Genomic DNA, 23,182 nt, shown 5'->3' on the forward strand with positions numbered 1-23,182 from the left:
AAAAATTGGCTCTTCTGGGCGCCGCGACCCCGTGCCGCGCGTTCCATGATCGTGGGGTAGCGCGCCCGATCGAGAAGTTTGCCCTATGGTCCATGCATGACCGCGATCGCTTGTCTGAAGATCTTCGTGGGCGAGGAGCTGGTCTTCGCCGACACCGACACCATGGCCAGCGTGGTCGCCAAGGTCGCTTCCGCCTATCTGGAAACCCACTGGACCTGGCCGCGCCGCTACGGCCTGGTGGCCCCGTTCTCCTTCGTCCTCGCCGATCCCCGCGCGACCAGCCTGGACGCCGAGGAGCTGTGCCGCATGTCCCGCGACCTGCAGTACAAGCTGTTCGGCGAGAACGGCGCGGGGGAGGTCACGCTGCTGATGCTCGAAGGCGATCAGGCCGAGGTCATGCGGTTCGCGGGAACGCCCGCCCTGGCGCTCAAGACCTTGCTGGACGGCCTGGGCGACGGCGCCTTCGCCGGCCGGGTCTGCAAGATCACGCCCGAGGGCGCGGTCAGCCTCGCGCCGCCGGACGGCCCGACGGAGGGAGCGCCGCCGGCCGAGGAGCTGGCGGCCCTGTCGCCGGCCCCCGGCGACATCGACGACCTGCTGCAGGTCGAAACGCCGCGGACCGGCTGGTGGGGCATCTACTATCTGCCCAAGGAACGGTTCGTCGGCGGCGGCGTCGGCTGGGGGGCCGAGATCAACGGCGGTCCGGTCACCGACCTCGTCGAGGCGGTGGAGCGCGACCAGGTCTGCCACGAGGCCGCGCTGGTCGAGGCGAAATCCGGCCCGTCTGGGTACCTGTTCCTGCCCTTCTGCTTTTCGGCCCTGATCAAGCCCAGCCTGCAACGGACCTACGACACCACGCTCCAGAAGCTGCCGCGCGCCCTGCGCCCCAGGCTGGCGGCCAACATCTACGACGTGCCCCGCGAACCCAGCTACGGCGCAATCAACAAGGTCCGCTCGTTGCTGATCGACCGCTTCTCGCTGCTGGACCTGCACGTGTCCGACCCGGGCTTCCGGATCGAGAGCCTGCAGGCCGGCGCGGTGAACAGCGTGACCCTGGTGCTGAGCGGCGAGGACGAGCGACAGCGCGCCGCTGCGATCACCCGGTTCCTGCGCGACCCCGCCATCTATCGAAACAAGAGGGTCTGGCAGGGCATCGCCGGGGTCCAGAGCCTGCGCGAACTGGATCTCTGCCGACGGCTGAAGGCCCCCTTCCTCAGCGGCCCGATCGTCGCGCCGATCTCGGCGAAGTTCCCCGGCGAGCCAGCCTGCCCGTCACTGAACCTTCCCTATCGCCACGCGGTCTAGAAGGGGGCGCTCCCGCCGTAGAGGGCCGAAAGGCCCAGAAGGCCGCAATCGGCCTCCAGGACCAGGTAGAGCGGGATGTCCTTCATATAGACGTCCATCCGCCCCTTGGCCTCAAAGCGGGCCCGGCACAGGTCGCGGTCGAACAGGTCGGTCCAGCCCAGCATCATCGGGCTGAAGATGTAGACGCCGCTGCGGGCGCCCGCCACCAGCGCCAAGTCGCCGGAAACCGCCCCCAGCCAGCTGGAGAACAGCGCGAAGGCTTCCCGCGCGATCGGGTCGTCGGCGCGGGCCGCCGCAACCAGTTGAGGGAAGTCGCCGCTGGGCGGCGCGTGGCCGTCCAGTTCGGCGATGGCGACGGCGACCTCCAGCAGGCCGCCGTCGGACAGCACCCGGTCGGCCGAGACATAGGGATTGGCCAGCCGCAGGTGTTCGATGACGGCGCATTCGCGGGCGGTGCCCGCCGCCAGGGCGGCGTGTCCGCCTTCGCTGGCGGTGGCCACCCAGCCCACGAAACCGTCGGGATTGAGGATCGACACGCCCAAGCCGGTGCTCGGCCCCAGAGCCGCCGCCGGGGCCTGGCCTTTGGGCGGCGCCCCGCCGATCTGCTCCAGGGCTTCGGGCCCCAGTAGCGGCATCGCCATGGCGCGGGCGGTGAAGTCGTTGACGAGGCGGACATCGGCCACGCCCAGCCGCTCGGACAGCACATCGGCGTCGAGCTTCAGGTCGGCATGGGTCACCTGCAAGGTCTTGCCGAAGATCGGTCCCGGCGCCGAGAAGGCCGCCCCGCGCGGGCGCGGCGCGCCCAGCTCTTCCAGCGCCTGGCTCAGGACCGCGATCAGCTCGTCCAGGGATCTGGCCGGCGCCGCCTCCGTCGTCGCAGGCGGCTCGCCGGCCTCGACCACCGCGAAACGCGCATACGCCCCGTCCGCATCGACCAACAGGAACTTATCGGACACGAACACCTCACTGGCCGCCGGGTCTTGCGCCATAAGAAACGCGCGTTTTCCCCAATGAGGCAAGGCTGTTCGGTCATCAGCGCAGCGCCGCCACAGGCAACGCGCGCAACGTCGCAGCGTTACGTTGAACAGCGGGCGGAACCTTCGGCAAGAGGCGGCTTGTCCCTGGCGGCGGAATGGGGTGTCCTTCCGGCCCGAACCTTCGCGCGGAGCGGCGATGACCTTTCACAGGCGGCTTTGGGATCTGGTCGTCCTGGCGATCGCGGTCTTCGCCGCGGCCTTCGCCACCGCCCCCTGGTTCGCCTTTCGCGCCCTCAAGGCCGCCGCCCAGTACGAAGACGTCCAGGCGATCGGCGAGCTGGTCGACTTCCCAGCGGTGCGCCGAAGCTTGACCGCCGAGCTGAACGAGACCCCGGCCGCCGCTCCGGCCGAGCCGCCGTCGCTCTGGCGCGACCCCTTGCGCGTCTTCAAGCGGGCCATCGAACCGATCGCCCCGCCCGAGCCCAGGGTCGACCGCTACCTGACCGTCGCCGGCCTGGCGGCCCTGACCCGCGGCTACCCGCCCGGCGCGGCGCCGCCCGCCCCGCAGAAACCAACGACCGCTCTCGACCAGATCGAGGCCGCCGTGGCCGGTCCCCACCCCGCCGTCGCCTACTGGGATCCCAATCGCGTGCGGATCTCGGTCAAGCGGCCGGGCCAGCCGTCCAAGACCACGACCTTCACCTTCCGGCGCGACAGGCTGTTCACCTGGCGGCTGGTGCACATCCGCCTGCCCGTGGACGAGCGGTAGGCGTCGCTGAATTCGGGTCGCCGGAAAACGGCCGAACTTTGACCGCCCCCCGCGACCGATGCTATCGACGGATGGCCCCTTCGGGCGGAGACCGCCACGCTTGCGCCCTATGCCGGTGACCCTGTGATCGACCTGTTGATCGACGTGCCGCAGCGGGTGGTGCCGTTCTTCCTGCTGGTGACCGGCGGCGTAACCCTGGCCAGGCTTCGGCTGTTCGACGCCCGGATGTCTGCGGGCCTGTCGACCTATGTCTACTGGATCGGCTTTCCGGCCCTGCTGGTGCATTCGTTGTCGCGCGTCGGCGTCCCTGACCACGCCCTGACCCTGGGCCTGCTGACCTACGGGGCCTGCGCCCTGACGGTGGTCGCCCTGATGGTGGCCGTCGGCATCGCCCTGCGCTGGACCCGTGAGGAGCGGGCCGGCGGGGCCCTGTCGGCCAGCCTGGGCAACAGCGCTTTTCTCGGCCTGCCCATCGCCCTGGCCGTGCTTGGTCCCGAGGCCGCGCGGGTTTCGGCGGGCGTGGTGGCGGTGGACTTCGTGGTCGTGGCGGCCATCGGCGTGGGCCTGCTGGGCTGGGCCGGCGGCCGCTCGACCTGGCGCTCGCTGATGCAGGCCTTGCGCAACCCCATCGTGCTGGCGGCGATCACCGGGTCGGTCATGGCCCTGGCCGGCCTGTCCCTGCCCGGCGTGCTGGACCGCGCCGTGGGCGCGGCGGCCGCCTCGGGCAGTCCCGTCGCCCTGGTCGCCCTGGGAATCGCCCTGGGCCTGACCGGCCTGCCGGCGGCCGGCGTACCCTGCGAGCCGACCGACGAGGAGCCCTCGCCGATCCCGCGCTGGGGACCGATCATCGTGGCCGCCGTCGGCAAGCTGCTGGTCATGCCGACCCTGGCCTGGTTCGCCACCGGCCTGGTCGACGCCCCCCTGCCCTTCCGCCTGGGCGCGACCCTGCTGGCCGCCACCCCGACCGCGGTCAACGTCTTCATCCAGACCAAGGCCTACAGCGTGTTCGAGCGCGGCGGCGCGCGGATCGTGGCCCTGACTACGGCCGTCTCCTGCGTCAGCCTGTCGGCGATCGCCATCCTGCTGGAGCGCTACGCCGGCGCCTGACCGCGGCGCGGCGCGGTCGTCTACGACCCTACGCGCCTTGCGCCGACAACGCTGTCAGCTACCCTGGCGCGCAGCCCCGGCAGGGGGCGCGGGAGGATGCATGCTCAAGATTCTGGCCTTCACCCTGGCGCTCGCCGTGGCCGCCCCCGCCCTTGCCACGCCCCCTGTGGCCGCTCCGAACCCGCCCCTGGCGCTCGCCGACATCCCCAAGGCCGCCGGTCCGGCCGTCGCGCTGTTCAACGGCCGGGACCTGAAGGACTGGAACGCCTGGCTGGGCTATGCCGACCCCGCCCTGACCTACAAGCGCCCGCCGGTCGCCCCGATCGGCGCCGGGCCCCGGAGCGCCGAGATCTTCAAGGCGGTGATCGAGGACGGCCGCCCCGCCCTCTACGTCAACGGCAAGATCTGGGGCAGCCTGGTCCACAGCGGCGACTTCCACGATTACCACCTGCGGCTCCAGTACAAGTGGGGCAAGGGCCGCTGGGCGCCGCGCGAGGCCCAGGCGCCCAACAACGGCCTGCTCTACCACGCGCATGGCGCGCCGGGCGCGGTGTGGGGCACGTGGAGCCAGGCGGTGGAGTTCGAGATCATGACCGGCTCGATCGGCATGGTCGTGCCGGTGGGCGAGGCGATCAGCGCCACCGCCACGGCCGTCGACGATCCCTCCCTGATCGCCCCCAGGCTGCGGTTCTCGCCCGCCGGCCGCGCCGTCACCGCCAAGGGCGGCACGGCGCTGTGGAACGTCGAGGCCTACAGCGACGCTGAGAAGCCGGCCGGCCAATGGAACACCCTGGACCTCTACGTGCTGGGCGACCGCGCCGTCCACGTGGTCAACGGCGTGCCGGTCATGGAGGTCCGCGACCTCCAGGCCGACGGCGCCCCCCTGACCCACGGCGCGATCCAGCTGCAGTCAGAGGGGGCCGAAACCTTCTTCCGCGACATCACGCTGGAGCCGATCAGGAGCCTGCCGAGGGTGGCGGCGAGGTAGGCGGGCCGCCAAACATTGACAATCTTTGCCAAACGGCCATCCTCGACGGAGAGGTGCGAGAATGGCCACGATGAACGTTTCCCTGCCCGACGCCATGAAGGACTGGGTGGAAAGCCGCGCCGAGACCGGGCGCTACAGCAACGCCAGCGACTATGTGCGCGACCTGATCCGTCGCGACCAGGAACGCGCTGAGAAGATCACCGCCATGCAGCGCCTGATCGACGAGGCGGAGGAAAGCGGCGTCAGTCCAAACGGGATGGCCGATATCCTCGCGACCGCCCGTCGCCGCGCCGGCGTGGATCGTGGCGTATAGGCTCAGCCGCAAGGCCGAGGAAGACATCCTCGAGATCTACGCGACGGGCGCGGCCCAGTTCGGCGTGGACCAGGCGGAACGCTACTATTCCGGCCTGGAGAAAGCCTTCGCGTTCCTTTCCCAATTCCCGCGCGCCGCACCGGAGCGGCCGGAAATCGACCGCCCCACCCGCGTGCACCCGTACAAGAGCCACATCATCCTCTATCGACTGGATGGACGCGACATCCTGATCCAGCGGGTACGTCATGGCAGCGAAGACTGGACGACGTAGGACGTGCCTGGCTCCACACACTGAGAGAAGCTTAGTAGGCCCGGAGGGACTCGAACCCCCAACCAGACCGTTATGAGCGGTCGGCTCTAACCATTGAGCTACAGGCCCCCAAGACTCGAAAGGGCCGCGCGGCCCCTTCGGGAGGAGGGGTCGATTAGCATGGGCTGCACGCGGCTTAAAGGTCCGGTTCAGGTTGAGCCTGTCAGGAATGCCACCGTCCGTCGTCGGCCGCGCTTGCCGGGGCCGGCGGACGGGACGATCAAGGTCGCGGCGCCTGTCCCCCGAGCCGCATGGAGAACGACGATCATGACCGCCCTGACTGCCGCCCGCCCCGTGTTTCCCCTGGCGGCTTCCTTCGCCGTGGCCGCCGCCCTGATGGCCGGCGCGGTCGCTCCGCCCGCCCAGGCCCAGACGGCGGACGCGGCCTTCCGCGCCACGACCCTGAACCTGTCGGCGTTCGGCGAGAGCAAGGTCACGCCCGATCTGGCGACCATCACCCTGGGCGTCCAGACCGACGGCGCGACCGCCGCCGCCGCCCTGTCGGCCAACGCCGCCCAGATGACCAAGGTCGTCGCGGCGCTGAAGAAGGCCGGGATCGCCGAGCGCGACATCCAGACCTCGACGCTCAACGTCAATCCGCAATACGTCTACATCCAGAACGAGCCGCCCAGGCTGAACGGCTACCAGGCCAGCAACCAGGTGACGATCCAGGTGCGCGACCTGACCAAGCTGGGCCAGACGGTGGACGCCACGGTGGGCGCCGGGGCCACCAATGTGGGCGGGATCAGCTTCGGCCTGCAGGACCCCAAGGCGGCCGAGGACGCGGCGCGGCTGGACGCGGTTAAGGCCCTGCAGGCCAAGGCCGACCTCTATGCCCGGGCCACGGGCTACAAGATCGTCCGCCTGGTCAGCCTGGGCGAAGGCGGCGGCTATACGCCCGCCCCGCCGATGCCGATGTACGCCATGGCCAAGCGCGAAATGGCCGACAGCAGCCCGGTCTCGGCCGGCGAGCTGAAGGTGCGGGTCGACGTCTCGGCGACCTATGAGCTGGTGAAGTAGTCGTGGCTGGGGACAGGCCCATGGGCCTGTCCCCAATCTCGTCCCCGATCGTCTAGAGTCCCGCCTTGCCGAACGCTTCCTCGACCCGCTCCTGGACCTCGCGGCCCGGCAAGGCGCGCTCGCCCTCCATCACCGCGACATAGGACAGGCCCAGGTCCGGCTTGCCCGCGCCGACCGGCACGGGACCCATGGCCCAGCCGACCGTGTTGGCGCCGGGGCCCGAGGGGCAGCTGGCGAAGCGGGCCGGCTTGCCGACCGCGCCTTCCAGCACCGTCTGGGCCGTGGTGGTCGCGCCGCCGCAGGTGGGCAGGTTGCGGGCGCAGGTGATGTAGCCGCCGCCGGTCCAGACCACCTTGCCGGCCTTGTCGGCCAGCAGCACGCAGGTGTTGGGCCCGCCGATGGCCCGGCCGACCGCCTCCGACAGCTGCTGCTCGTCGACGCCCTTGGGCAGCTTGGGCGAGCAGGCCGCCAGGGCCAGCCCCGCCGCGACCAGGAGAACGGCGGCAGCCCGCACGCTCAGGCGGCCTTCTTGATGCGGTTGCCGTCTTCCAGCAGCACCACGGTCGGGGCGTAATTGCGCGCCTCCTCGGCCGGCATCTGGCAGTAGGTGACGACGATCACGGTGTCGTTCTTCTGCACCAGCCGGGCGGCGGCGCCATTGACGCCGATCACCTTGGAGCCGCGCGGCGCGGCGATGGCGTAGGTGGTGAACCGAGCGCCGGTGGTGATGTTCAGTACGTCGACCTGCTCGTTGGGCAGGATGTTGGCGGCCTCAAGCAGGTCGGTGTCGATGGCGATCGAGCCTTCGTAGTCCAGGTCGGCCTGGGTGACGGTGGCGCGGTGAAGCTTGGCCTTCATCATCGTCAGCAGCATGGCGATATCCCCTTATCTTTTTGAAACGTCGCGGGATTTCCCGGGTCGCCACACACATGACCCGTCGTCAGTCCTGGCCATATAGCCAGGAAGCGGACGGCGTTCAATCGCGGTGCGACAAAGCGGCCGCTCCCGGCGAAACCTATCGCGGACACGAACCCGTGGGGACGTCCGAAGAGGTCAACGCCCTTCCACGTCTCCCAAGGTTCAGGGTCGGACTTCGAACACCAGGTTGAACGGGGTCTGGGCCACACGGCGGAAGCGCGTGAAGCCGGCCTCCTGGCAGACCCGGCGCAGGCGCGCCTCGCCCGCCTGGGCGCCCAGACCCAGCCCCACCTCCTGGCTCAGCGACGCCGGCGTGCACAGCATGGTCGAGGCCGCGTAGAACATCCGGCCGACCGGGTTGAGGTTGTCGGTCAGGTCGTCATTGGCGAACGGCTCGACCAGCATCCACGTGCCGTCGGGGCTGAGGCAGCTGCGGATATGGGCCGCCGCCCCGACCGGGTCGCCCATGTCGTGCAGCGCGTCGAAGATGCAGATCAGGTCGTAGTGATCGCCAGGGAAGGTCTTGGCCATGGCGGTCTGGAACACGGCGCGGTCGCCCAGACCGGCGGCGGCGGCGGTCTCGCGGGCCCGCTCCACGGAGGCGTCGTGATAGTCGAAGCCAAAGAACCGGGACTTCGGGAAGGCCTGGGCCATCAGGAGGGTCGAGGCGCCATGGCCGCAGCCCACGTCGGCGACCACAGCGCCCCGCCTCAGCTTGGCTTCGACGCCGTCCAGCGCCGGTATCCAGCTGGTAAGCAGGTTGGCGTTGTAGCCCGGCCGGAAGAACCGTTCCGTGCCACGGAAGAGGCAGGCATTGTGCTCGTGCCATCCCACCCCGTCGCCGGACTTGAAAGCGTCAGCGATCTTCGGCTCGTCGCGGAACATGGCGGCAATCACGTCGAAGCCGCCGGCCAGGAACACCGGCCCGCCCTCGTCGGCGAACACCAGGGTCTGCACCGGATCGAGGAAGAACCGGTGCTCGTCCTCGTCATAGGTCACGTAGCCCGCGGCGGCCTGGCCGGCCAGCCATTCGCGCACGTACCGCTCGGTCGTGCCGGTGCGGGCCGCCAGTTGCGCCGAGGTGGCCGGACCGCCGTCCGCCAGGGCGCGGTAAAGTCCCAGATGGTCGCCCAGCAGCACCAGGGCGGCCGACATCGCCGCCCCCATGTCGCCGACCATCTTGCCCATGAAATCGTCGAGCGCGCCCGGACTGGGCTGCGGAAGCGGCCCCGCGGGGTCGGTGGGTGGGGATTGTCCAAGCATGATGACCTCCGATCATCGGCGCATAGCGCGGACGGGCCGTGGTCACACCTGTTCGGCCCGAAGACGCGAAAGGACCTCGATCCTACGCCTGGCCACCGGAACGCCCAAGGTCAATCACCGCCTGGCGAGGCCCGAAAACGCGTTTCGCGTCGCTGTCCCGCAGCCGTGGATAGGCATAGGCCGAGGATCGCCGGAAAGTGGCGATCACGGCTTCCCGGAAACGGCCCTACAGCCGGTAGCCGCCGGCCAGGATCTTGGCGTGCACCGTCTTGGTCAGCTTCACATAGCCCTTGGCCGGGTCGCGGAAGTACAGCGGATCCTTGATCTTGCCCGGGTCGAAACCCTCCTGGACCAGGTCGATCTTGCGGTACTTGAAGGTGCCTGTCGTCTCGATCTCGGGCTGCAGGCGCACGAAGATCGGCCGGGCGTAGGCCGGCAGTTCGCGGTCGACATGCTCGGCCAGGGCGCCGATCTCGAACTCGGAGCCGACCACCAGCGAGGCCATGCCCGCCTTGCCGTCCAGCTCGCCCACGGGCACGCCGTAGACATTGACCTCCTTGACCCCGGCCACCGCCGACAGGCGTTCGGACACTTCGCTGGTGGCGACGTTCTCGCCCTTCCAGCGGAAGGTGTCGCCGATGCGGTCGACAAAATAGAGGTAGCCGTCACCGTCGGCGCGCATCAGGTCGCCGGTGCGGAACCAGGCGTCGCCCTTGTCGAAGACGTCGTGCAGGATCTTCTTCTCGGTGGCCGCCTTGTCGGCGTAGCCGGTGAAGTTCGAGCGCGCGTCGCTGGCGATATGGCCGATGCACTCGCCGATCTCGCCGGGCGCGGCCTCGATGCAGCAGCCGTTGGGGCCGCGCACCGGGGTCTCGGTTTCGACGTCGAACTTGACGATGCGGATGTTGAACTTCTTGCGCAGATAGCCTGGCACTCGGCCGATGGCCCCGCGCCGGCCGTCGAAGTTGAACAGCGAGACATTGCCCTCGGTCGCGCCGTAGAACTCCAGCACCCCGCCGACCTTGAAGCGGTCCAGCATCACGTCCCAGACGTCCGGGCGCAGGCCGTTGCCGAAGATCAGCCGGATCTTGTGGGCGCGCTCGCTCGGCGTTTCCGGATGGTTGGCCAGGTAGCGGCACAGCTCGCCGATATAGACGAACATCGTGCAGTTCTCGGCGACGATGTCGTCCCAGAAGGCGCTGGCCGAGAACTTCTTACGCAGCACCACTGCCCCGCCGTTCAGCAGGGCCGCGCCCATGGCGCACAGGCCGCCGGTGGCGTGGTACAGCGGCAGGGTCACATAGATGCGGTCGGTGGCCTTCGCATCGGTCGAACCGGCGAAACCCCGCATGTAGAGCTGGGCCCGCATGTGGGTGATGCGGGCGGCCTTGGGAAGGCCGGTGGTGCCGCTGGTGAAGATGTAGAGCGCTGTGTCCTTGGCGACCAGGCCGTTGCGGGCCGTCAGGCGGTCCGGACGCAGCTGGCTGCAGCTCTTGAGCGCATTGGCCAGGTCGCGCTGATCGCCGTGCGCCTGGCCCAGCACCCACTGCTGGACATGGCGTTCCAGCCCGCCCTTCACCTGCTCGAAACAGGGCGAGGTGTCGGGATCGACGATGCAATGCAAGGCCTGGGAGATGTTCAGGCAGTGGGCCAGGGCCGGCCCGGTCAGCTGGTTGTTGATCAGGGCGGTGGCGACGCCCACCTTGGACAGGCCATACCAGATCGCCAGGTATTCCAGGCGGTTGGGCATGAACAGCGCCACCGTCTGGCCGCGGGTGATGCCCTGTCCCTTGGCCCAGTGGGCGTAGCGGTTGGCGATCGCATCCAGCTCGGCGTAGGTCACCGACTTGCCTTCGAAGACGATGGCCTGGCTGCCCGGCCACTTGTCGACGGCGGCCTCCAGATCGTCGCAGATCAGGTTCGAGCTGTCCGGCGCGATGGACTTCACGCGCTTGAGCGTGCGCGAGAGCCCCTTCAGGAACTTCAACTCGCGTTTCAACCTGGCCGGCAAACTCATCGACGCACTCCGTTCAAACAACCATTGGAGAGCGGCGAGCGACCGGTCAAGACGTGGCCGCGCCTCGATCGACGGTTGTCGACGAGAGTTGGAAATGCACAGCCCCTCTACGGTAGTCGAGGGATACCGTTTGGAAGATGCTGAGCACGTCCATGCCCAACAGCAGAGCCGGCCGATCCGAGATGCCCCAATAATCAAAGGTGTGCACCGGACCGAACACGACCGGCAGGTTTACGAGGGCGATCGATCCAAACCGCAAGCGTTTGAGCGCCGCCAGCCGACCGGCCAAGGTCTGCCCAGTGAGACTGACCAGCTGCAGGTCGGCCCAGTCGCTGGTGATCTCACGTTTGCGGACGGCCGCGTCCATCAAGGCCTGGTTGCCAACTGTCGTGGTCGAGCCGGTGTCGAGGAAGCAAAGCGTCCGCACGCCGCCGGCCAGCGCCTCAATCAGGCTCAGGCCGCTGCGCTGAATCTTGGCCGGCACCGAAACGCTATATTCGTCGGTCTTGGGAAGGCTGGCTCCGACGTGCATCTGACGGCCGGCGACGTCAAGCGTCAGGCCTTGGGAGCCCAGCCAATCCATGCCCAGAATACCAGGCGCGCTGAGGTGGCGATCCGGCAGCACCGACAGCACCAGGTCCCGGCGCTCGCGCCGCCCCACCCGCACGCGGTCGATGGTCACCGTTCCCACGACCTGGACGCCTGCGATGCCGTGCAGATTGACCTCCTTCCCCGCCGGGAGGCTCAGCTGGGACGCCAGGGCGCTGGAGATCACCGAAGCGTTGGCGCCGGTGTCCACGAGAAAAGAGAACGGTCCTTGATCATTGAGGAAGACCTGCACCGTCAGGCGACGCGCGCTGTCCAGAACCCGGGTCGGCGCTGTCGTAACCGGAGGGGGTTGTTGCTGGTCGGCCAAGGCCAACCCTGGAAATGCCACGCATGACAGCGCGATCGCCAGATTCCGGCGGGAAATCGGGACGTTAGCCACGGCGCCGCCTCCTTCTTCTTGAACGGAGACTACACCCGTGGGCGAACAGAAGCCACATTGTCTAACGGCGTTATCCCGTGGCAAGGCGACGCTGGTCGTCGCGCGCCGACTTCAGCTTTTCGGCCACCAGGAACGCCAGTTCCAGGGCCTGCTCGCCGTTCAGGCGCGGGTCGCAGTGGGTGTGGTAGCGGTCGGCCAGATCGCCTTCCGAGACCGCCCGCGCGCCGCCCAGGCACTCGGTGACGTTCTGGCCGGTCATCTCAAGGTGCACGCCGCCCGGGTGGACGCCCTCGGCGTGGGCCACCTCGACGAAGGTCTTCACTTCCGAGAGGATACGGTCGAACGGCCGGGTCTTGTAGCCGGTCGAGGCCTTCAGCGTATTGCCGTGCATCGGGTCGGTGGCCCAGACCACCGAGCGGCCGGCGGCCTTGGTCGCCTTCATCAGGCGCGGCAGGCGGTCGGCGATCTTGTCCGAGCCAAAGCGGCCGTACAGGGTCAGGCGACCCGGCTCGTTGTTCGGGTTCAGCACGTCGATCAGCCGCAGCAGATCGTCGCCTTCCATGGTCGGGCCGCACTTCAGGCCGATCGGGTTCTTGACGCCGCGCATGAACTCGATGTGGGCGCCGTCCAGCTGACGGGTGCGCTCGCCGATCCACAGCAGGTGGGCGCTGGTGTCATACCAGTCGCCCGAGGTCGAATCGACGCGGGTCATGGCTTCCTCGAAGCCCAGCAGCAGGGCCTCGTGGCTGGTGAAGAACTCGACCCGGCGCAGGTCGGGCTGGGTTTCGGGCGTGACGCCGACCGCCGCCATGAAGGTCAGGGCCTCGCTGATCTTTTCCGACAGTTCGCGATAGCGCGCGCCTTGGGGACTGTCGCCGACGAAGCCCAGCGTCCAGCGATGGATGTTGTAGAGGTCGGCATAGCCGCCGCTGGCGAAGGCGCGCAGCAGGTTCAAGGTCGCGGCCGACTGGCCGTAGGCGCGCAGCAGGCGGTCCGGATCCGGGACGCGGTCCTGGGCCGTGAACTCCATGCCGTTGATGTTGTCGCCCCGGTAGGACGGCAGGGTCACCTCGCCGATCGTCTCGACAGGCTCTGAGCGCGGCTTGGCGAACTGGCCGGCGATGCGGCCCACCTTCACCACCGGCTTGCCGCCGGCGAAGGTCAACACCACGGCCATCTGCAGGATCAGGCGGAAGGTGTCGCGGATGTTGTCGGCGTGGAACTCCTTGAAGCTTTCGGCGCAGTCGCCCCCCTGGAGCAGGAAGGCCCGCCCCTCCGCCACCTCGCCCAGGGCCGACTTCAGGCGGCGCGCTTCACCGGCGAAGACCAGCGGCGGCATCTGGCGAAGTGTCTGTTCGACACGCTCGACCGCCCTCATGTCCGGATAGTCGGTCGGGACGTGCTTCGCGGGCAGGGTTCTCCACGACGACGGGGTCCAGCGGCTGGTCATGACGGTCTCGAACATCTCAAAAAGGGAGCGGCTTTTATCCCAACCGCGGCCCAAAGGCAAAATCGTTGCGACGGAAACAGGAAAGTCACCCCAACGGGGTAAGTTCATCCAAGGCGGTCCACTGCGGTTCGGCGACCGCGCGGGCCAGGCCGCAGGCGATCAGCGTCACCGCGCCCAGGCCCAGCCACCACTCCTGCCAGACCCCGAAGCTCAGCCCGCCGATCACCAGGTAGCTGACGAGGGCGGCAGCGGCCATCGCCGCCTCGGATCGCGAGCGCTGGCTCAGGCGCACGACGCCGTAGGCCAGCCAGCAGAAGAACACGCCGGCCAGGGCCGCGCCGATCGCGCCCAGCTCCAGCCACAGCTGAAGCTGGGCGTTATGGGTGTGAAGCGGGATGGCCGGACCGAAGGTGCGGCTGGCGTCCAGTCCCCAGCCTCGGAACGGATGGCTCTGAATATGGTCCGCGGCGAAGGTCCAGATGTTCAGCCTGGCGTCCCAGGAGGCCGGAACCATGCGGTGCAGCCAGGCGATGGTGCCGGTCTGGACAGCCACCAGCACGGCCAGGGGCGCCAGCACGAACGGCGCGGCCACCAGCCCGACCAGCACCTTGGCCCCCGTCTGCCTGGCGAAGTACACGAGCAGCCAGACCAGCCCGCCCGCCGCGAGGGCCACAAGGCAGGCGTCCGAACTGCAGATCACCGAGGTTACGATCGTCCCAACGACCATCAGCCAGATCAGTCCACGACGCCAGAGTCGCGACAGGATCAGCGCGGCCGGCCAGAACAGCAGCGCCAGAGCGTAGGTCGACAGCGAGACCTTGACCATCGCCAGGTCCGGCCGGATCGCCTCGCCTGTCACCTGATGGAGCTTCTGGTAGATCGCCGCGCCGGTCAGCGAGTCCAGCGCGGCGACGCTGGCCAGCGCCACCGTGCCATAGGCCAGCACAGCCGCCGCCCGTCGCGCGCCGGCGTCGGACAGACCGCGCAGGGCCACTACGGCCGAGCCGTAGGTGGCCAACTGCAGGAAGAGCTTCAGGGCTGTCAGGCTCTCGATATCGCCATAGTCCTTGAGCTTGGTCGCGTCGATGACCACGGGACTCCAGCTCATGCTGGCCGCCGCCCACAAGGCGATGGCCACCAGGATCAGCAAGGGCGGCGCGGCGGCGCGCGTCAGCCTGAGGCCCGGCAAGGCCAGCAGACCCGCCAAGGCCAGCAGCGGCGCGAAGCCCAGCGGCGCCAGATAGGCCAGCAGCGGCGTCATCACCACGAGGAAGATCGCCACGGCGGTCAGCCAGGGCGTGCGGCGCTCCGGCGCTTCGTTCGACTGGGACACGAACGTCGCGGTCATACGGTTCCCATTTCCGAGGGCATGTACTTCTCGCGCATCGTCACCAATTCCTCGGCCAGCGTCGGGTGGACCGCGCAGGTGGAGTCCCACTGTGGTTTGGTCACGCCCATCTTCACCGCGATAGCCGCCATCTGGATGATCTCCGGCGAATCCGGCCCGACCACGTGCACCCCGACGACCCGCTGGTCATCCTGCTTGACCACCAGCTTCATCAGGCAGCGATCCTGGCCGCCGTAGAAGGTGCTCTTCATGGGCCGGAACACGGCGCGATAAATATCGACCTTGCCGAACGCCTGCCGCGCCTGCGCCTCGCTCATGCCCACGGCGCCGACCGGCGGCTGCGAGAACACGGCCGAAGCGACCATGTCATGGTCGAACGTCGTCGGGTTATCGTGGAACTCGGTCTGGGCGAAGGCCGCGCCCTCGCGGATCGCCACGGGCGTCAGGTTGATGCGGTCGGTGACGTCGCCCACCGCCCAGATATTCTCGGCCGTGGTCCGGGAATAGTCGTCGACCATGATCGCGCCGCGATCGTTGAGCTTCACCCCCACCTTCTCCAGGCCCAGGCCCGCCACATAGGGGTCGCGGCCGGTGGCGAACATCACCGCGTCGGTCTCGAAGGTCAGGTCATTGTTGAAGGTGCTGAGCAAGCCGGTCTCGGTTTTCTCCAGCTTCTCGTGCGAGCAGCCCAGCACCACCTTGATCCCGCGCTTTTCCAGTTCGTCGGCCAGGTGCGCGCGCACGTCGTCGTCGAACCCGCGCAGGATATTGGCGCCGCGGTAGCAGAGCGTGGTCTCTACGCCCAGGCCATTGAAGATGCTGGCGAACTCGACCGCGATATAGCCGCCGCCGACCACCATGACCCGCTTGGGCAGTTCCGGCAGATGGAAGGCCTCGTCGGAGGTGATGCCCAGGTCGGCGCCGGGGAAGTCCGGACGCCAGGGCCGACCGCCGGTGGCGATCAGGATCTTGCGGGCGGTGTAGCGGCCCGCGTCCTTGCTCCCGGCCTTGGGCAGCACCTCGACCGTATGGGCGTCGACGATCTCGGCCCGGCCATGCAGCAGGTGGGCGCCGGCCTTCTGCAGGTTGGTGACATAGATCCCCGACAGGCGGGCGATCTCGACGTCCTTGTCGTGAAGGAAGCCCTTCCAGTCGAAGCTGGCCTCGCCGATCGTCCAGCCGTAGCCCTTGGCGGTCTTCAGCTGAGCCTTCACCTCGCTGGCGTAGACCATGAACTTCTTGGGCACGCAGCCGCGGATCACGCAGGTGCCGCCCACGCGGTACTCCTCGGCCACGGCGACCTTGGCGCCGCTCATCGCGGCCACCCGTGCGGCGCGCACGCCGCCGGAACCGGCGCCGATGACGAAGAGGTCGAAGTCGTACTCAGCCATCGGAGGCTCCAGGCTCACTGGGAGAGGGTCCGGCCGGCTTGGCCGTGGACCCGAAAGAGGGCGGATATGGGTCTAGGGGACCAGCTTGACCACCCCCTGGTCGGTTCCGATCAGGGCTTCGTCCGCCAGGTCGAGGAACAGGCCGTGGTCGACGACGCCGGTCACCGTCTTGAGCGCCGCGCCCAGGGCGGCCGGCTCGGCGATCACGCCGGACGGCAGGTCGTAGATCACATTGCCGCCATCGGTCACCACGATGCCCCGGTCGGCCATGCGCAGGCGCGGTGGCAGGAGGTCGAACTCCGCGGCGATGTCGGCCAGGCGGTGGCCGGTGTGGACGTGGCCGAACCGCACCACCTCGATCGGCAGCGGGAACTTGCCCAGGGCGTCGACCTTCTTGGCGGCGTCCGCGATCACGACGCAGCGCTTGGACGCCTCCCAGACCAGCTTTTCGCGCAGCAGGGCCGCCCCGCCGCCCTTGATCAGCGACAGGCCCGGACCGACCTCGTCGGCGCCGTCGACGGTCAGGTCGATCGACCGGACGTCGTCCAGCGCCGCCAGCGGGATGCCCAGCTCGCGGGCCAGGTTGGCGGTGGCCTCCGAGGTCGGCACGCCGCGGATGTCCAGCTTGCGCGCCGCCAGGGCCTTGACGAACCACGCCGCCGTCGAGCCCGTCCCCAGGCCCACCACCATGCCGGCCTCCACGAACTCGGCGGCCGCCTCGCCCGCAATCCGCTTCTGAACGTCGGCGCTCATTTGCTGTCCTTCCTGGCCTTCTTGGCCGCCTTCATGGCCCGGAACTTGATCGCCCAGCCGGGCTTGTCGCTTTGCACGCCGCGTCCCAGCGCCAGCGCGCCGTCCTCGACATCCCTGGTGATCACCGAGCCCGAGCCGGTCATCGCTCCGTCCCCGACCCGCACCGGGGCCACCAGGGCGGTGTTGGAGCCGATGAAGGCCCCGGCGCCGACATGGGTCTCGAACTTGTCGAAGCCGTCGTAGTTACAGAAGATCGTGCCGGCTCCGATATTGGCCTTCGGGCCGACCGAGCCGTCGCCCAGATAGGACAGGTGGTTGGCCTTGGCGCCGGCCCCGACCTGGACCTTCTTGACCTCGACGAAGTTGCCGATGTGGGCGTCCGGACCGATGTCGGCCCCGGGGCGCAGGCGGGCGTAGGGACCGATCAGGGCTCCCTCGCCGACCGTCGCGCCTTCCAGGTGGCTGAACGCCTTGATCACCGCCCCAGCCGCGACGCTGACGCCAGGGCCAAACACCACGAATTGTTCGACCGTCACGCCGGCGGCCAGCCGGGTGTCCCAGCTCAGGTGCACCGTTTCCGGAGCCGGCATGGTCACGCCTTCGACCAGGAAGGCGGACCGGCGAGAGGCCTGCCATACGGCCTCGGCGGCGGCCAGTTCGGCCTGGGAGTTGACCCCCTGCACCGAGGCCTCGGGCGCGAAGGCCGCGCGGGTCGACAGCGAGCGGTCGTGGGCCAGGCCGACCACGTCGGTCAGGTAGTATTCCTGGTTGGCGTTGTCGTTGCCGACATCGGCCAGCAGGTCGAACAGCAGGGCGCGGTCGGCGGCCAGGACGCCGGAATTGCAGTGCTTGACCTGCTTGACGGTGTCGTCGGCGTCCTTGGCCTCGACGATGCGCAACAGCACGTGGCCGGGCGCCAGGATCAACCGGCCGTAGGCCCCGGGGTTGGCGGCTTCGAAGCCCAGCACCGCTACATCCGCCCCCCTGGCCCGCAGGTCGAACAGCGGCTCGATCACCGGCGCGCTCAGCAGCGGACAGTCGGCGAAGGTCACCACCACGTCGCCATCGAAGTCGGCCAGGGCCTCGCGGGCGGCCAGCACGGCGTGGCCGGTGCCCTGGGGCGGATCCTGCAGCACGGTCGCCCCCTCGCCCAGGCGCTTCCTGGCGTGCTCACCGACCTGAGGGCTGTGGGCGCCGACCACCACCACGATACGCTCGCAATTCAGGGCCTGGGCGGTGTCGATGGCGTGGTCCAGCAGGGTCCGGCCGCCGATCCGGTGCAGCACCTTGGGCGTCGGCGACTTCATGCGCGTGCCCTGGCCAGCGGCCAGGATGACGGCGGCGCGCGCCCGGGCTGGCGAAGAGACGGCGTTGGTCATGGGCGAAGCGACTCCCGAAGCGCGGACCAAAGTTGCATTAGCCGCGCGTTTAGCCGAAAGGCCAGAGCCATGCATGCCCAGAACGACATTCCCAAGGCCGAGATTCTGCAGGGCGCGACGATCGCCTTCGATCTCGACGGCACCCTGGTCGACACCGCTCCCGACCTGGTGGCCTCGCTGAACCTGATCCTGGCCCAGGAAGGTCTGCCGCCCTTGCCGTTCGACGACGTGCGCAAGATGGTCGGCCGCGGGGCCAAGGCCCTGCTGGAGCGCGGCTTCGCCGCCGCCGGCGCCCCGCTGGACGCTGACCAGGCCCCCCAGCTGGTCGAGCGCTTCGTCGCCCTTTATCTGGGCCGCATCGCCCACGAGAGCGCCCCGTTCCCCGGCGTTGTCGACGCCCTGGTCGCCCTGCGCGCGGCCGGCGCACGGCTGGCGGTCTGCACCAACAAGCTGACCCACCTGTCCGTCGCCCTGCTCGACGCCCTGGACCTGACCCAGTATTTCGACGCCGTGGTCGGGGCCGACAGCGCCCCGGCGGCCAAGCCCGATCCACGCCACCTGCTGGCCACGATCGCGGCCGTGGGCGGCGACCCGGCCCGCGCGGTGATGGTCGGCGACAGCATCAACGACGCCCTGGCCGCCAAGGCCGCCAACGTGCCGACCCTGCTGGTCACCTTCGGCTATACCGAGGCGCCGGTCGAGACCCTGGGCGGAGATCTGTTGATAGACGCCTTCTCCGACGCGCCATCGGCCTGCATCACGCTTTTGGCCTCTTGCGGTCGCGGAAACGCCGGGCTATAGGCCCGTCCCTCTCGCGGCGGGGTCTTCGAACCTCACCGACACGGCGGATGCGTAGCTCAGCGGGAGAGCACCTCGTTCACACCGAGGGGGTCACAGGTTCAATCCCTGTCGCATCCACCATTTTCCTCTCCCCGACGGACAGGCCGAGCGTTCGATGGACTCGGTCCGATGCGGGCCGAGCGACGCCGCCCCGGACTTAACGGTCCTTTCAATACGAGCTGCGCATATGGCGATAGCGAAGCTGCTTCCCTAGGGCGTCGCTCGTAACCTCGTAAGGGTGTCGGCGTGCAAAACCAGGCTTCCAGCGACCAGGACGGAGGCTACGGCGCGCTCGACATCCTGGACGCCAGCCAGGAATGCGCCTGGATCCTGCGGCTGGACGGGGCGGTCGAGCACGCCAACCGCCACGCCCAAGCGCTGTTCGCGGCCAGGCAGGACGGTTCGGCCGCCTGGCGCTCGATCTGGCCCGAGGAAAGCCGCTTCTCGCTGGATCGCGCCTTCGACATCGCCCGCGGCGGCCAGGTCGCCCACTTCCGCGCCTTCCTGGGCGACGCCCGGCGGCGGGCCTATTGCGACACGACGATCTCGCCGATGCGTGACCGAAGCGGCGCTGTGATCCGCCTGCTGGCCTGCGCCCGCGACGTCACCGACGAAGTCGAGACCCTGGGCTTCCTGAAGACGGTCATCCAGCTTCTCCCCTCGCCGCTGACGGTCAAGAACGCCGAGGACGGCCGCTATGTCCTGATCAACCGGGCCGCCGAGGACGCCTTCGGCCTGGTCGCCGAGGAGGCGGTGGGCAGGACGGCCGCGGAGGTGCTGCCCGCCGCCCTCGCCGGGACCCTGACCGAGATCGAAAGCCGGGTGCTCAAGACCGGCGAGATGCGGATCTGCGAGGAACAGGTCGGCGGCGAGCCCGACGCCGCGCCCCGCTACCTGCTGACCAAGACCTTGGCCACCTATGACGACATCGGCGCGCGCCATCTGATCACCCTGGGCGACGACATCACCGCCAGCAAGCTGGCCGAGGCCTCGTTGCAAGCGGCCCTGGACCAAGCGGAGCAGGCCAGCCAGGCCAAGACCGCCTTCCTGGCCAATATGAGCCACGAAATCCGCACGCCGCTGAACGGCATCGTCGCCGGCGCCGACCTGCTGGCCCAGGGCGAGCTGCCGCCCAGGGCGCGCGAACTGGTCGAGATCATCGTCCATTCGGGCCGCAGCCTGGAGCGGCTGCTGTCCGACATCCTCGACCTGGTGCGCATCGAGGCGCGACAGGTGACGGTCGAAAGCCAACCCTTCGACCTGGGCGACCTGACGCGGTCGGTCGGCGCCCTGTGCGCCCTTCGCGCCGAGGAGAAGGGCGTCCTCCTAGAGACCCGCGTCGATCCAGCCGCCGAGCGGACGGTGTCCGGCGACGACGCCCGGCTGCGCCAGGTGCTGACCAACCTGGTGAGCAACGCGGTCAAGTTCACCGATCGCGGCCGGGTGAGGCTGGATGTCGCTCCGGATACGGACGAGCGCGTGCGCTTCTGCGTCCGCGACACCGGCATCGGCTTCGACGCCGCCGAGAAGAGCCGCATCTTCGAGCGCTTCCAGCAGGCCGACGCCTCCTTCACGCGCCGCTTCGGCGGCACCGGCCTGGGCCTGGCCATCTCGCGCGAGCTGGTCGAGCTGATGGGCGGCGTCCTGCACTGCGACAGCGCTCCCGGCGAGGGCTCGACCTTCTGGTTCACCCTGCCCCTTCCCGTCCATCAAGGGATGCTCGTCGAGGAAACGGCCGACGCCGCGCCGGAAGCGCCCGCCATGCCTCGGGTGCTGGTAGCCGACGATCACCCGACCAACCGCAAGATCGTCGAGCTGATGCTGGTCGAGGTCGCCGAGATCTTCAGCGCCGAGAACGGACGCGACGCCGTCGAGCTGTGCGCCGCCGTCGCGCCCAGCCTGATCCTGATGGACATGCAGATGCCGGTCATGGACGGCCTGGACGCCGTTCGCGAGATCCGGGCGCGCGAGGCGAAGAGCGGCGCGGCGCGGACGCCGATCATCATGCTGACCGCCAACGCCCGCCCCGAGCATGTCCGCGCCAGCCGTCAGGCCGGCGCCGACCTGCACCTGGAAAAGCCGATCACCAGCGCCATGCTGTTCTCGGCGATCGGCCAGGCCTTCGAGGCTGCCCACGGCCCGCCGAAGGCCCTCGCCGTGCGGGCCTGATCGAGGCCAAAGGCGTCCGATCTTTACCTGACCTTCGCACATGTTCCGGCATGATGCGGCAACAGTAATCATCCGGCGATTTCATGGGCTTGGCGTCTTCCTCGGCGGCTTTCGCAACGACTTTCCACACCTCGGGCGAGGCCGATGGCGGCGCACGGATCGGCGCGCGCCTGGAATCGGCTCGCCAGGTGGTGGAAGCCCGCTTTCTTGAGGCTGGCGACGTCTTGTCACGGGCCGTCGACGGGGTCGGCGCCCTGATCGCCGGCCTGGAGGCGATCCGCGCCAATCTTGACGCCGAGACCGTGACGGCGACCACCGGCGAACTGGCCCAGGCCGCCGCGACCCTGAAATCGCTGCCCGACAGCCTGGACGCCCGTCGCCAGCGCGTCGGCGAACTGGTCAAGTTCAGCGACGGCCTGGCCGGCCGCATCGCCGAGATGCGCCAGCACCTGGCCTATCTCCGGGTCTTCGCCATCAACATCAAGATCACCTCCGGCGGCATCGCCGCGGCGGGTCCCGAATTCGCGATCTTCGCCCAGGAGATCTATGACTGCATCGAGATGGGCGGCGCCCAGCTGGACGCTCTCAACAACGACCTGACCGGCCTGGACCAGACCCTGCGCGGCGCCCTGGCCCACGAACAGAACCTGGCCCGGAACTGCGCCAACCTGCTGCCGGCGGTGCCCGACGCCCTGACGGCCAGCGCCGCCGCCATCGCCGACCATCACAGACGGATCGCCAGCGTCGCCGTCAGCGTCGCCGTCCTGGCCCGCGACGTCCAGAAGAAGGTCGGCGGCGGCCTGGCGGCCCTGCAGATCGGCGACATCACCCGCCAGCGGATCGAACACGTCCAGGCCGGCCTGGGTTTCCTGGACGAGGCGAGCGAGATCACCGCCCTCGCCCCGGAGCCGCGCCAACGTGCCCAGGCCTTCGTCCACCGTCTGCTGGCCGCCCAGTTGGCCGCCATGGCCGAGGACTTCCATCGCGAGGTCGCGCGCATCGGCCACAACGTGGTCGGCATGGCCGCCGACGCCACCGAACTGCTGCGCCTGCGCGACCTGGCCTCCGGCCAGGCTCCGGGCCGGATCGGCCAGGTCGAGACCAACTTCCTGCGCGATCTGGAAGGCAATGTCGGCCAGGCCCTGGACCTGGTCGGCGACATGACCGCCGGCGAGCAAGCCGCGGAGACGGTCAGCCGTTCGGCCGCCGTCTCGGCTCGCGAGCTGACCGAACGCATCGCCGGCATCCAGAACATCCGCGCCGACGTGCAGATGATGGCGCTGAACACCACGCTCAAATGCAGCCGCATCGGCGAAACCGGCAAACCGCTGGGCGTCATCGCGGTCGAGCTGCGCCAGCACGCCATCCACCTGGAGAAGTCCGCCGCCCAGACCACCAGCTCGCTGGAAGGCCTGTTCGACGCCGCCGAGGCCCTGGGCCAGGGCGAGGCCGGCCAGGGCGACGGCAGGGCGGCGGCGGCCGCCGCGGTGCTGAGCGGCGCGGTCGCCCGGATCGGCAAGGCCGGCGACGGCGTCGACAGCGCCCTGACCGCCGCGGCCCGCCAGGGCGCCGACGTGGTCGACATGCTGCGGCGCGCCGCCGAGCGCTTCGACTTCCACAAGCAGATCGGCTCGGTGCTCGACGCGGCCGCCAACCAGCTGCTGGACATGGCCGGCGACGATGAGATCCCCACGGACGACATCGCCCACGCCCTGCGCCCGCTGCTCGACCGCCTGGCCAGGCAGTACACCATGGCCCAGGAACGCGAAGTCCATCGGTCGCTGACCGAGGGGCTGGCGGATATCGAAGGTTCCGCGCAGGCCGCCCCCTTGGTCGGGGATGAGGACGACGTGCTGTTCTAGACTGGCGTGCGTACC

At 69.1% G+C, this 23,182-nt stretch carries 21 protein-coding genes and 2 tRNA genes; 11 read left to right on the forward strand and 12 right to left on the reverse strand.

The features are described 5' to 3' along the window. Positions 1–96: 96 nt before the first annotated feature. Positions 97–1,305 carry a hypothetical protein gene (locus EV278_RS06035; protein WP_132088042.1) on the forward strand — a complete coding sequence of 403 codons (1,209 nt, stop codon included), beginning with the start codon at positions 97–99 and terminating at the stop codon, positions 1,303–1,305. Here EV278_RS06035 and EV278_RS06040 read toward each other — a convergent pair. Further along, complete coding sequence (locus EV278_RS06040) at positions 1,302–2,261, reverse strand: glucokinase (protein ID WP_243692103.1); 960 nt, start codon at positions 2,259–2,261, stop codon at positions 1,302–1,304. The two genes, EV278_RS06035 and EV278_RS06040, sit on opposite strands and share 4 nt — an antisense overlap. A 217-nt stretch (positions 2,262–2,478) precedes the next feature. Between EV278_RS06040 and EV278_RS06045 the strand changes: the two genes are divergently transcribed. The 5 genes from EV278_RS06045 (at position 2,479) to EV278_RS06065 (ending at position 5,730) form a co-directional block, all read left to right on the forward strand. Next, on the forward strand, positions 2,479–3,051 hold the full coding sequence (locus EV278_RS06045; protein ID WP_132088048.1) for a DUF2939 domain-containing protein: 573 nt from the start codon (positions 2,479–2,481) through the stop codon (positions 3,049–3,051). Between the two features lie 123 nt (positions 3,052–3,174). Then, positions 3,175–4,158, forward strand: coding sequence for an AEC family transporter (locus tag EV278_RS06050; protein WP_132088051.1), 984 nt, complete (start codon positions 3,175–3,177; stop codon positions 4,156–4,158). 100 nt (positions 4,159–4,258) lie between these two features. Next, complete coding sequence (locus EV278_RS06055) at positions 4,259–5,146, forward strand: DUF1080 domain-containing protein (RefSeq protein ID WP_132088054.1); 888 nt, start codon at positions 4,259–4,261, stop codon at positions 5,144–5,146. Between the two features lie 61 nt (positions 5,147–5,207). Continuing rightward, positions 5,208–5,459: a type II toxin-antitoxin system ParD family antitoxin gene (locus EV278_RS06060; protein ID WP_132088057.1), complete on the forward strand. Its 252-nt coding sequence runs from the start codon at positions 5,208–5,210 to the stop codon at positions 5,457–5,459. After that, complete coding sequence (locus tag EV278_RS06065; RefSeq protein WP_132088060.1) at positions 5,449–5,730, forward strand: type II toxin-antitoxin system RelE/ParE family toxin; 282 nt, start codon at positions 5,449–5,451, stop codon at positions 5,728–5,730. Before EV278_RS06060 ends, EV278_RS06065 begins: the two co-directional genes overlap by 11 nt. Before the next feature lie 35 nt (positions 5,731–5,765). On the opposite strand, the gene EV278_RS06070 is transcribed toward EV278_RS06065, so the two are convergent. After that, positions 5,766–5,838 (reverse strand) — tRNA-Ile (locus tag EV278_RS06070). 267 nt (positions 5,839–6,105) lie between these two features. Between EV278_RS06070 and EV278_RS06075 the strand changes: the two genes are divergently transcribed. Continuing rightward, on the forward strand, positions 6,106–6,789 hold the full coding sequence (locus tag EV278_RS06075; RefSeq protein WP_243692118.1) for an SIMPL domain-containing protein: 684 nt from the start codon (positions 6,106–6,108) through the stop codon (positions 6,787–6,789). A 52-nt stretch (positions 6,790–6,841) separates the two neighbouring features. Here EV278_RS06075 and EV278_RS06080 read toward each other — a convergent pair whose 3' ends face one another. The 10 genes from EV278_RS06080 to glmU form a co-directional block, all read right to left on the reverse strand. Beyond that, the gene (locus tag EV278_RS06080; protein ID WP_132088066.1) at positions 6,842–7,303 is read right to left on the reverse strand and encodes a hypothetical protein; all 462 of its coding nucleotides are present in this window, start codon (positions 7,301–7,303) and stop codon (positions 6,842–6,844) included. A gap of 2 nt (positions 7,304–7,305) precedes the next feature. Further along, the gene (gene panD / locus EV278_RS06085; RefSeq protein WP_056756452.1) at positions 7,306–7,662 is read right to left on the reverse strand and encodes an aspartate 1-decarboxylase; all 357 of its coding nucleotides are present in this window, start codon (positions 7,660–7,662) and stop codon (positions 7,306–7,308) included. Between the two features lie 207 nt (positions 7,663–7,869). After that, positions 7,870–8,970, reverse strand: coding sequence for a class I SAM-dependent methyltransferase (locus tag EV278_RS06090; protein WP_132088069.1), 1,101 nt, complete (start codon positions 8,968–8,970; stop codon positions 7,870–7,872). 226 nt (positions 8,971–9,196) lie between these two features. Next, positions 9,197–10,987, reverse strand: a complete 1,791-nt coding sequence (locus tag EV278_RS06095) for a long-chain-acyl-CoA synthetase (protein ID WP_132088072.1) — start codon at positions 10,985–10,987, stop codon at positions 9,197–9,199. 46 nt (positions 10,988–11,033) lie between these two features. Then, positions 11,034–11,975, reverse strand: a complete 942-nt coding sequence (locus tag EV278_RS06100) for a retroviral-like aspartic protease family protein (RefSeq protein ID WP_132088075.1) — start codon at positions 11,973–11,975, stop codon at positions 11,034–11,036. 70 nt (positions 11,976–12,045) lie between these two features. Next, on the reverse strand, positions 12,046–13,425 hold the full coding sequence (locus EV278_RS06105; protein WP_132088078.1) for a 3-deoxy-7-phosphoheptulonate synthase class II: 1,380 nt from the start codon (positions 13,423–13,425) through the stop codon (positions 12,046–12,048). Positions 13,426–13,510: 85 nt separating this feature from the next. Next, positions 13,511–14,773: an O-antigen ligase family protein gene (locus tag EV278_RS06110; RefSeq protein ID WP_132088081.1), complete on the reverse strand. Its 1,263-nt coding sequence runs from the start codon at positions 14,771–14,773 to the stop codon at positions 13,511–13,513. Next, positions 14,770–16,164, reverse strand: coding sequence for a glutathione-disulfide reductase (gene gor, locus EV278_RS06115; protein WP_132088084.1), 1,395 nt, complete (start codon positions 16,162–16,164; stop codon positions 14,770–14,772). Before gor ends, EV278_RS06110 begins: the two co-directional genes overlap by 4 nt. A gap of 72 nt (positions 16,165–16,236) precedes the next feature. Further along, complete coding sequence (rpiA, locus tag EV278_RS06120) at positions 16,237–16,917, reverse strand: ribose-5-phosphate isomerase RpiA (protein ID WP_132088087.1); 681 nt, start codon at positions 16,915–16,917, stop codon at positions 16,237–16,239. Further along, positions 16,914–18,296, reverse strand: coding sequence for a bifunctional UDP-N-acetylglucosamine diphosphorylase/glucosamine-1-phosphate N-acetyltransferase GlmU (glmU, locus tag EV278_RS06125; protein ID WP_132088091.1), 1,383 nt, complete (start codon positions 18,294–18,296; stop codon positions 16,914–16,916). The genes rpiA and glmU overlap by 4 nt, the downstream gene beginning before the upstream one ends. Before the next feature lie 69 nt (positions 18,297–18,365). On the opposite strand from glmU, the gene gph reads away from it, so the two are divergent. The 4 genes from gph (at position 18,366) to EV278_RS06145 (ending at position 23,167) form a co-directional block, all read left to right on the forward strand. Next, a complete protein-coding gene (gene gph / locus EV278_RS06130) occupies positions 18,366–19,097 on the forward strand; it encodes a phosphoglycolate phosphatase (RefSeq protein ID WP_132088094.1) in 732 nt (243 codons plus the stop codon). A gap of 45 nt (positions 19,098–19,142) precedes the next feature. Beyond that, positions 19,143–19,217 (forward strand) — tRNA-Val (locus EV278_RS06135). A 165-nt stretch (positions 19,218–19,382) separates the two neighbouring features. After that, positions 19,383–21,305, forward strand: coding sequence for an ATP-binding protein (locus EV278_RS06140; RefSeq protein ID WP_132088097.1), 1,923 nt, complete (start codon positions 19,383–19,385; stop codon positions 21,303–21,305). An 83-nt stretch (positions 21,306–21,388) separates the two neighbouring features. Continuing rightward, positions 21,389–23,167 carry a hypothetical protein gene (locus EV278_RS06145; RefSeq protein ID WP_132088100.1) on the forward strand — a complete coding sequence of 593 codons (1,779 nt, stop codon included), beginning with the start codon at positions 21,389–21,391 and terminating at the stop codon, positions 23,165–23,167. Positions 23,168–23,182 lie beyond the last annotated feature (15 nt).

Origin of the sequence: Caulobacter sp. BK020 (assembly GCF_004342605.1) — a bacterium.
In the GTDB taxonomy this organism is placed as follows: domain Bacteria; phylum Pseudomonadota; class Alphaproteobacteria; order Caulobacterales; family Caulobacteraceae; genus Caulobacter.

What these genes read in the sequence shown, in the direction of transcription:
- EV278_RS06105 (WP_132088078.1), bottom strand. Translation starts at nt 13,425, where the DNA reads ATGACCAGCCGCTGGACCCCGTCGTCGTGGAGAACCCTGCCCGCGAAG.
- EV278_RS06035 (WP_132088042.1), top strand. Translation starts at nt 97, where the DNA reads ATGACCGCGATCGCTTGTCTGAAGATCTTCGTGGGCGAGGAGCTGGTC.
- rpiA (WP_132088087.1), bottom strand. Translation starts at nt 16,917, where the DNA reads ATGAGCGCCGACGTTCAGAAGCGGATTGCGGGCGAGGCGGCCGCCGAG.
- EV278_RS06110 (WP_132088081.1), bottom strand. Translation starts at nt 14,773, where the DNA reads ATGACCGCGACGTTCGTGTCCCAGTCGAACGAAGCGCCGGAGCGCCGC.
- EV278_RS06145 (WP_132088100.1), top strand. Translation starts at nt 21,389, where the DNA reads ATGGGCTTGGCGTCTTCCTCGGCGGCTTTCGCAACGACTTTCCACACC.
- glmU (WP_132088091.1), bottom strand. Translation starts at nt 18,296, where the DNA reads ATGACCAACGCCGTCTCTTCGCCAGCCCGGGCGCGCGCCGCCGTCATC.
- panD (WP_056756452.1), bottom strand. Translation starts at nt 7,662, where the DNA reads ATGCTGCTGACGATGATGAAGGCCAAGCTTCACCGCGCCACCGTCACC.
- EV278_RS06060 (WP_132088057.1), top strand. Translation starts at nt 5,208, where the DNA reads ATGGCCACGATGAACGTTTCCCTGCCCGACGCCATGAAGGACTGGGTG.
- gph (WP_132088094.1), top strand. Translation starts at nt 18,366, where the DNA reads ATGCATGCCCAGAACGACATTCCCAAGGCCGAGATTCTGCAGGGCGCG.
- EV278_RS06095 (WP_132088072.1), bottom strand. Translation starts at nt 10,987, where the DNA reads ATGAGTTTGCCGGCCAGGTTGAAACGCGAGTTGAAGTTCCTGAAGGGG.
- gor (WP_132088084.1), bottom strand. Translation starts at nt 16,164, where the DNA reads ATGGCTGAGTACGACTTCGACCTCTTCGTCATCGGCGCCGGTTCCGGC.
- EV278_RS06090 (WP_132088069.1), bottom strand. Translation starts at nt 8,970, where the DNA reads ATGCTTGGACAATCCCCACCCACCGACCCCGCGGGGCCGCTTCCGCAG.
- EV278_RS06075 (WP_243692118.1), top strand. Translation starts at nt 6,106, where the DNA reads ATGGCCGGCGCGGTCGCTCCGCCCGCCCAGGCCCAGACGGCGGACGCG.
- EV278_RS06045 (WP_132088048.1), top strand. Translation starts at nt 2,479, where the DNA reads ATGACCTTTCACAGGCGGCTTTGGGATCTGGTCGTCCTGGCGATCGCG.
- EV278_RS06055 (WP_132088054.1), top strand. Translation starts at nt 4,259, where the DNA reads ATGCTCAAGATTCTGGCCTTCACCCTGGCGCTCGCCGTGGCCGCCCCC.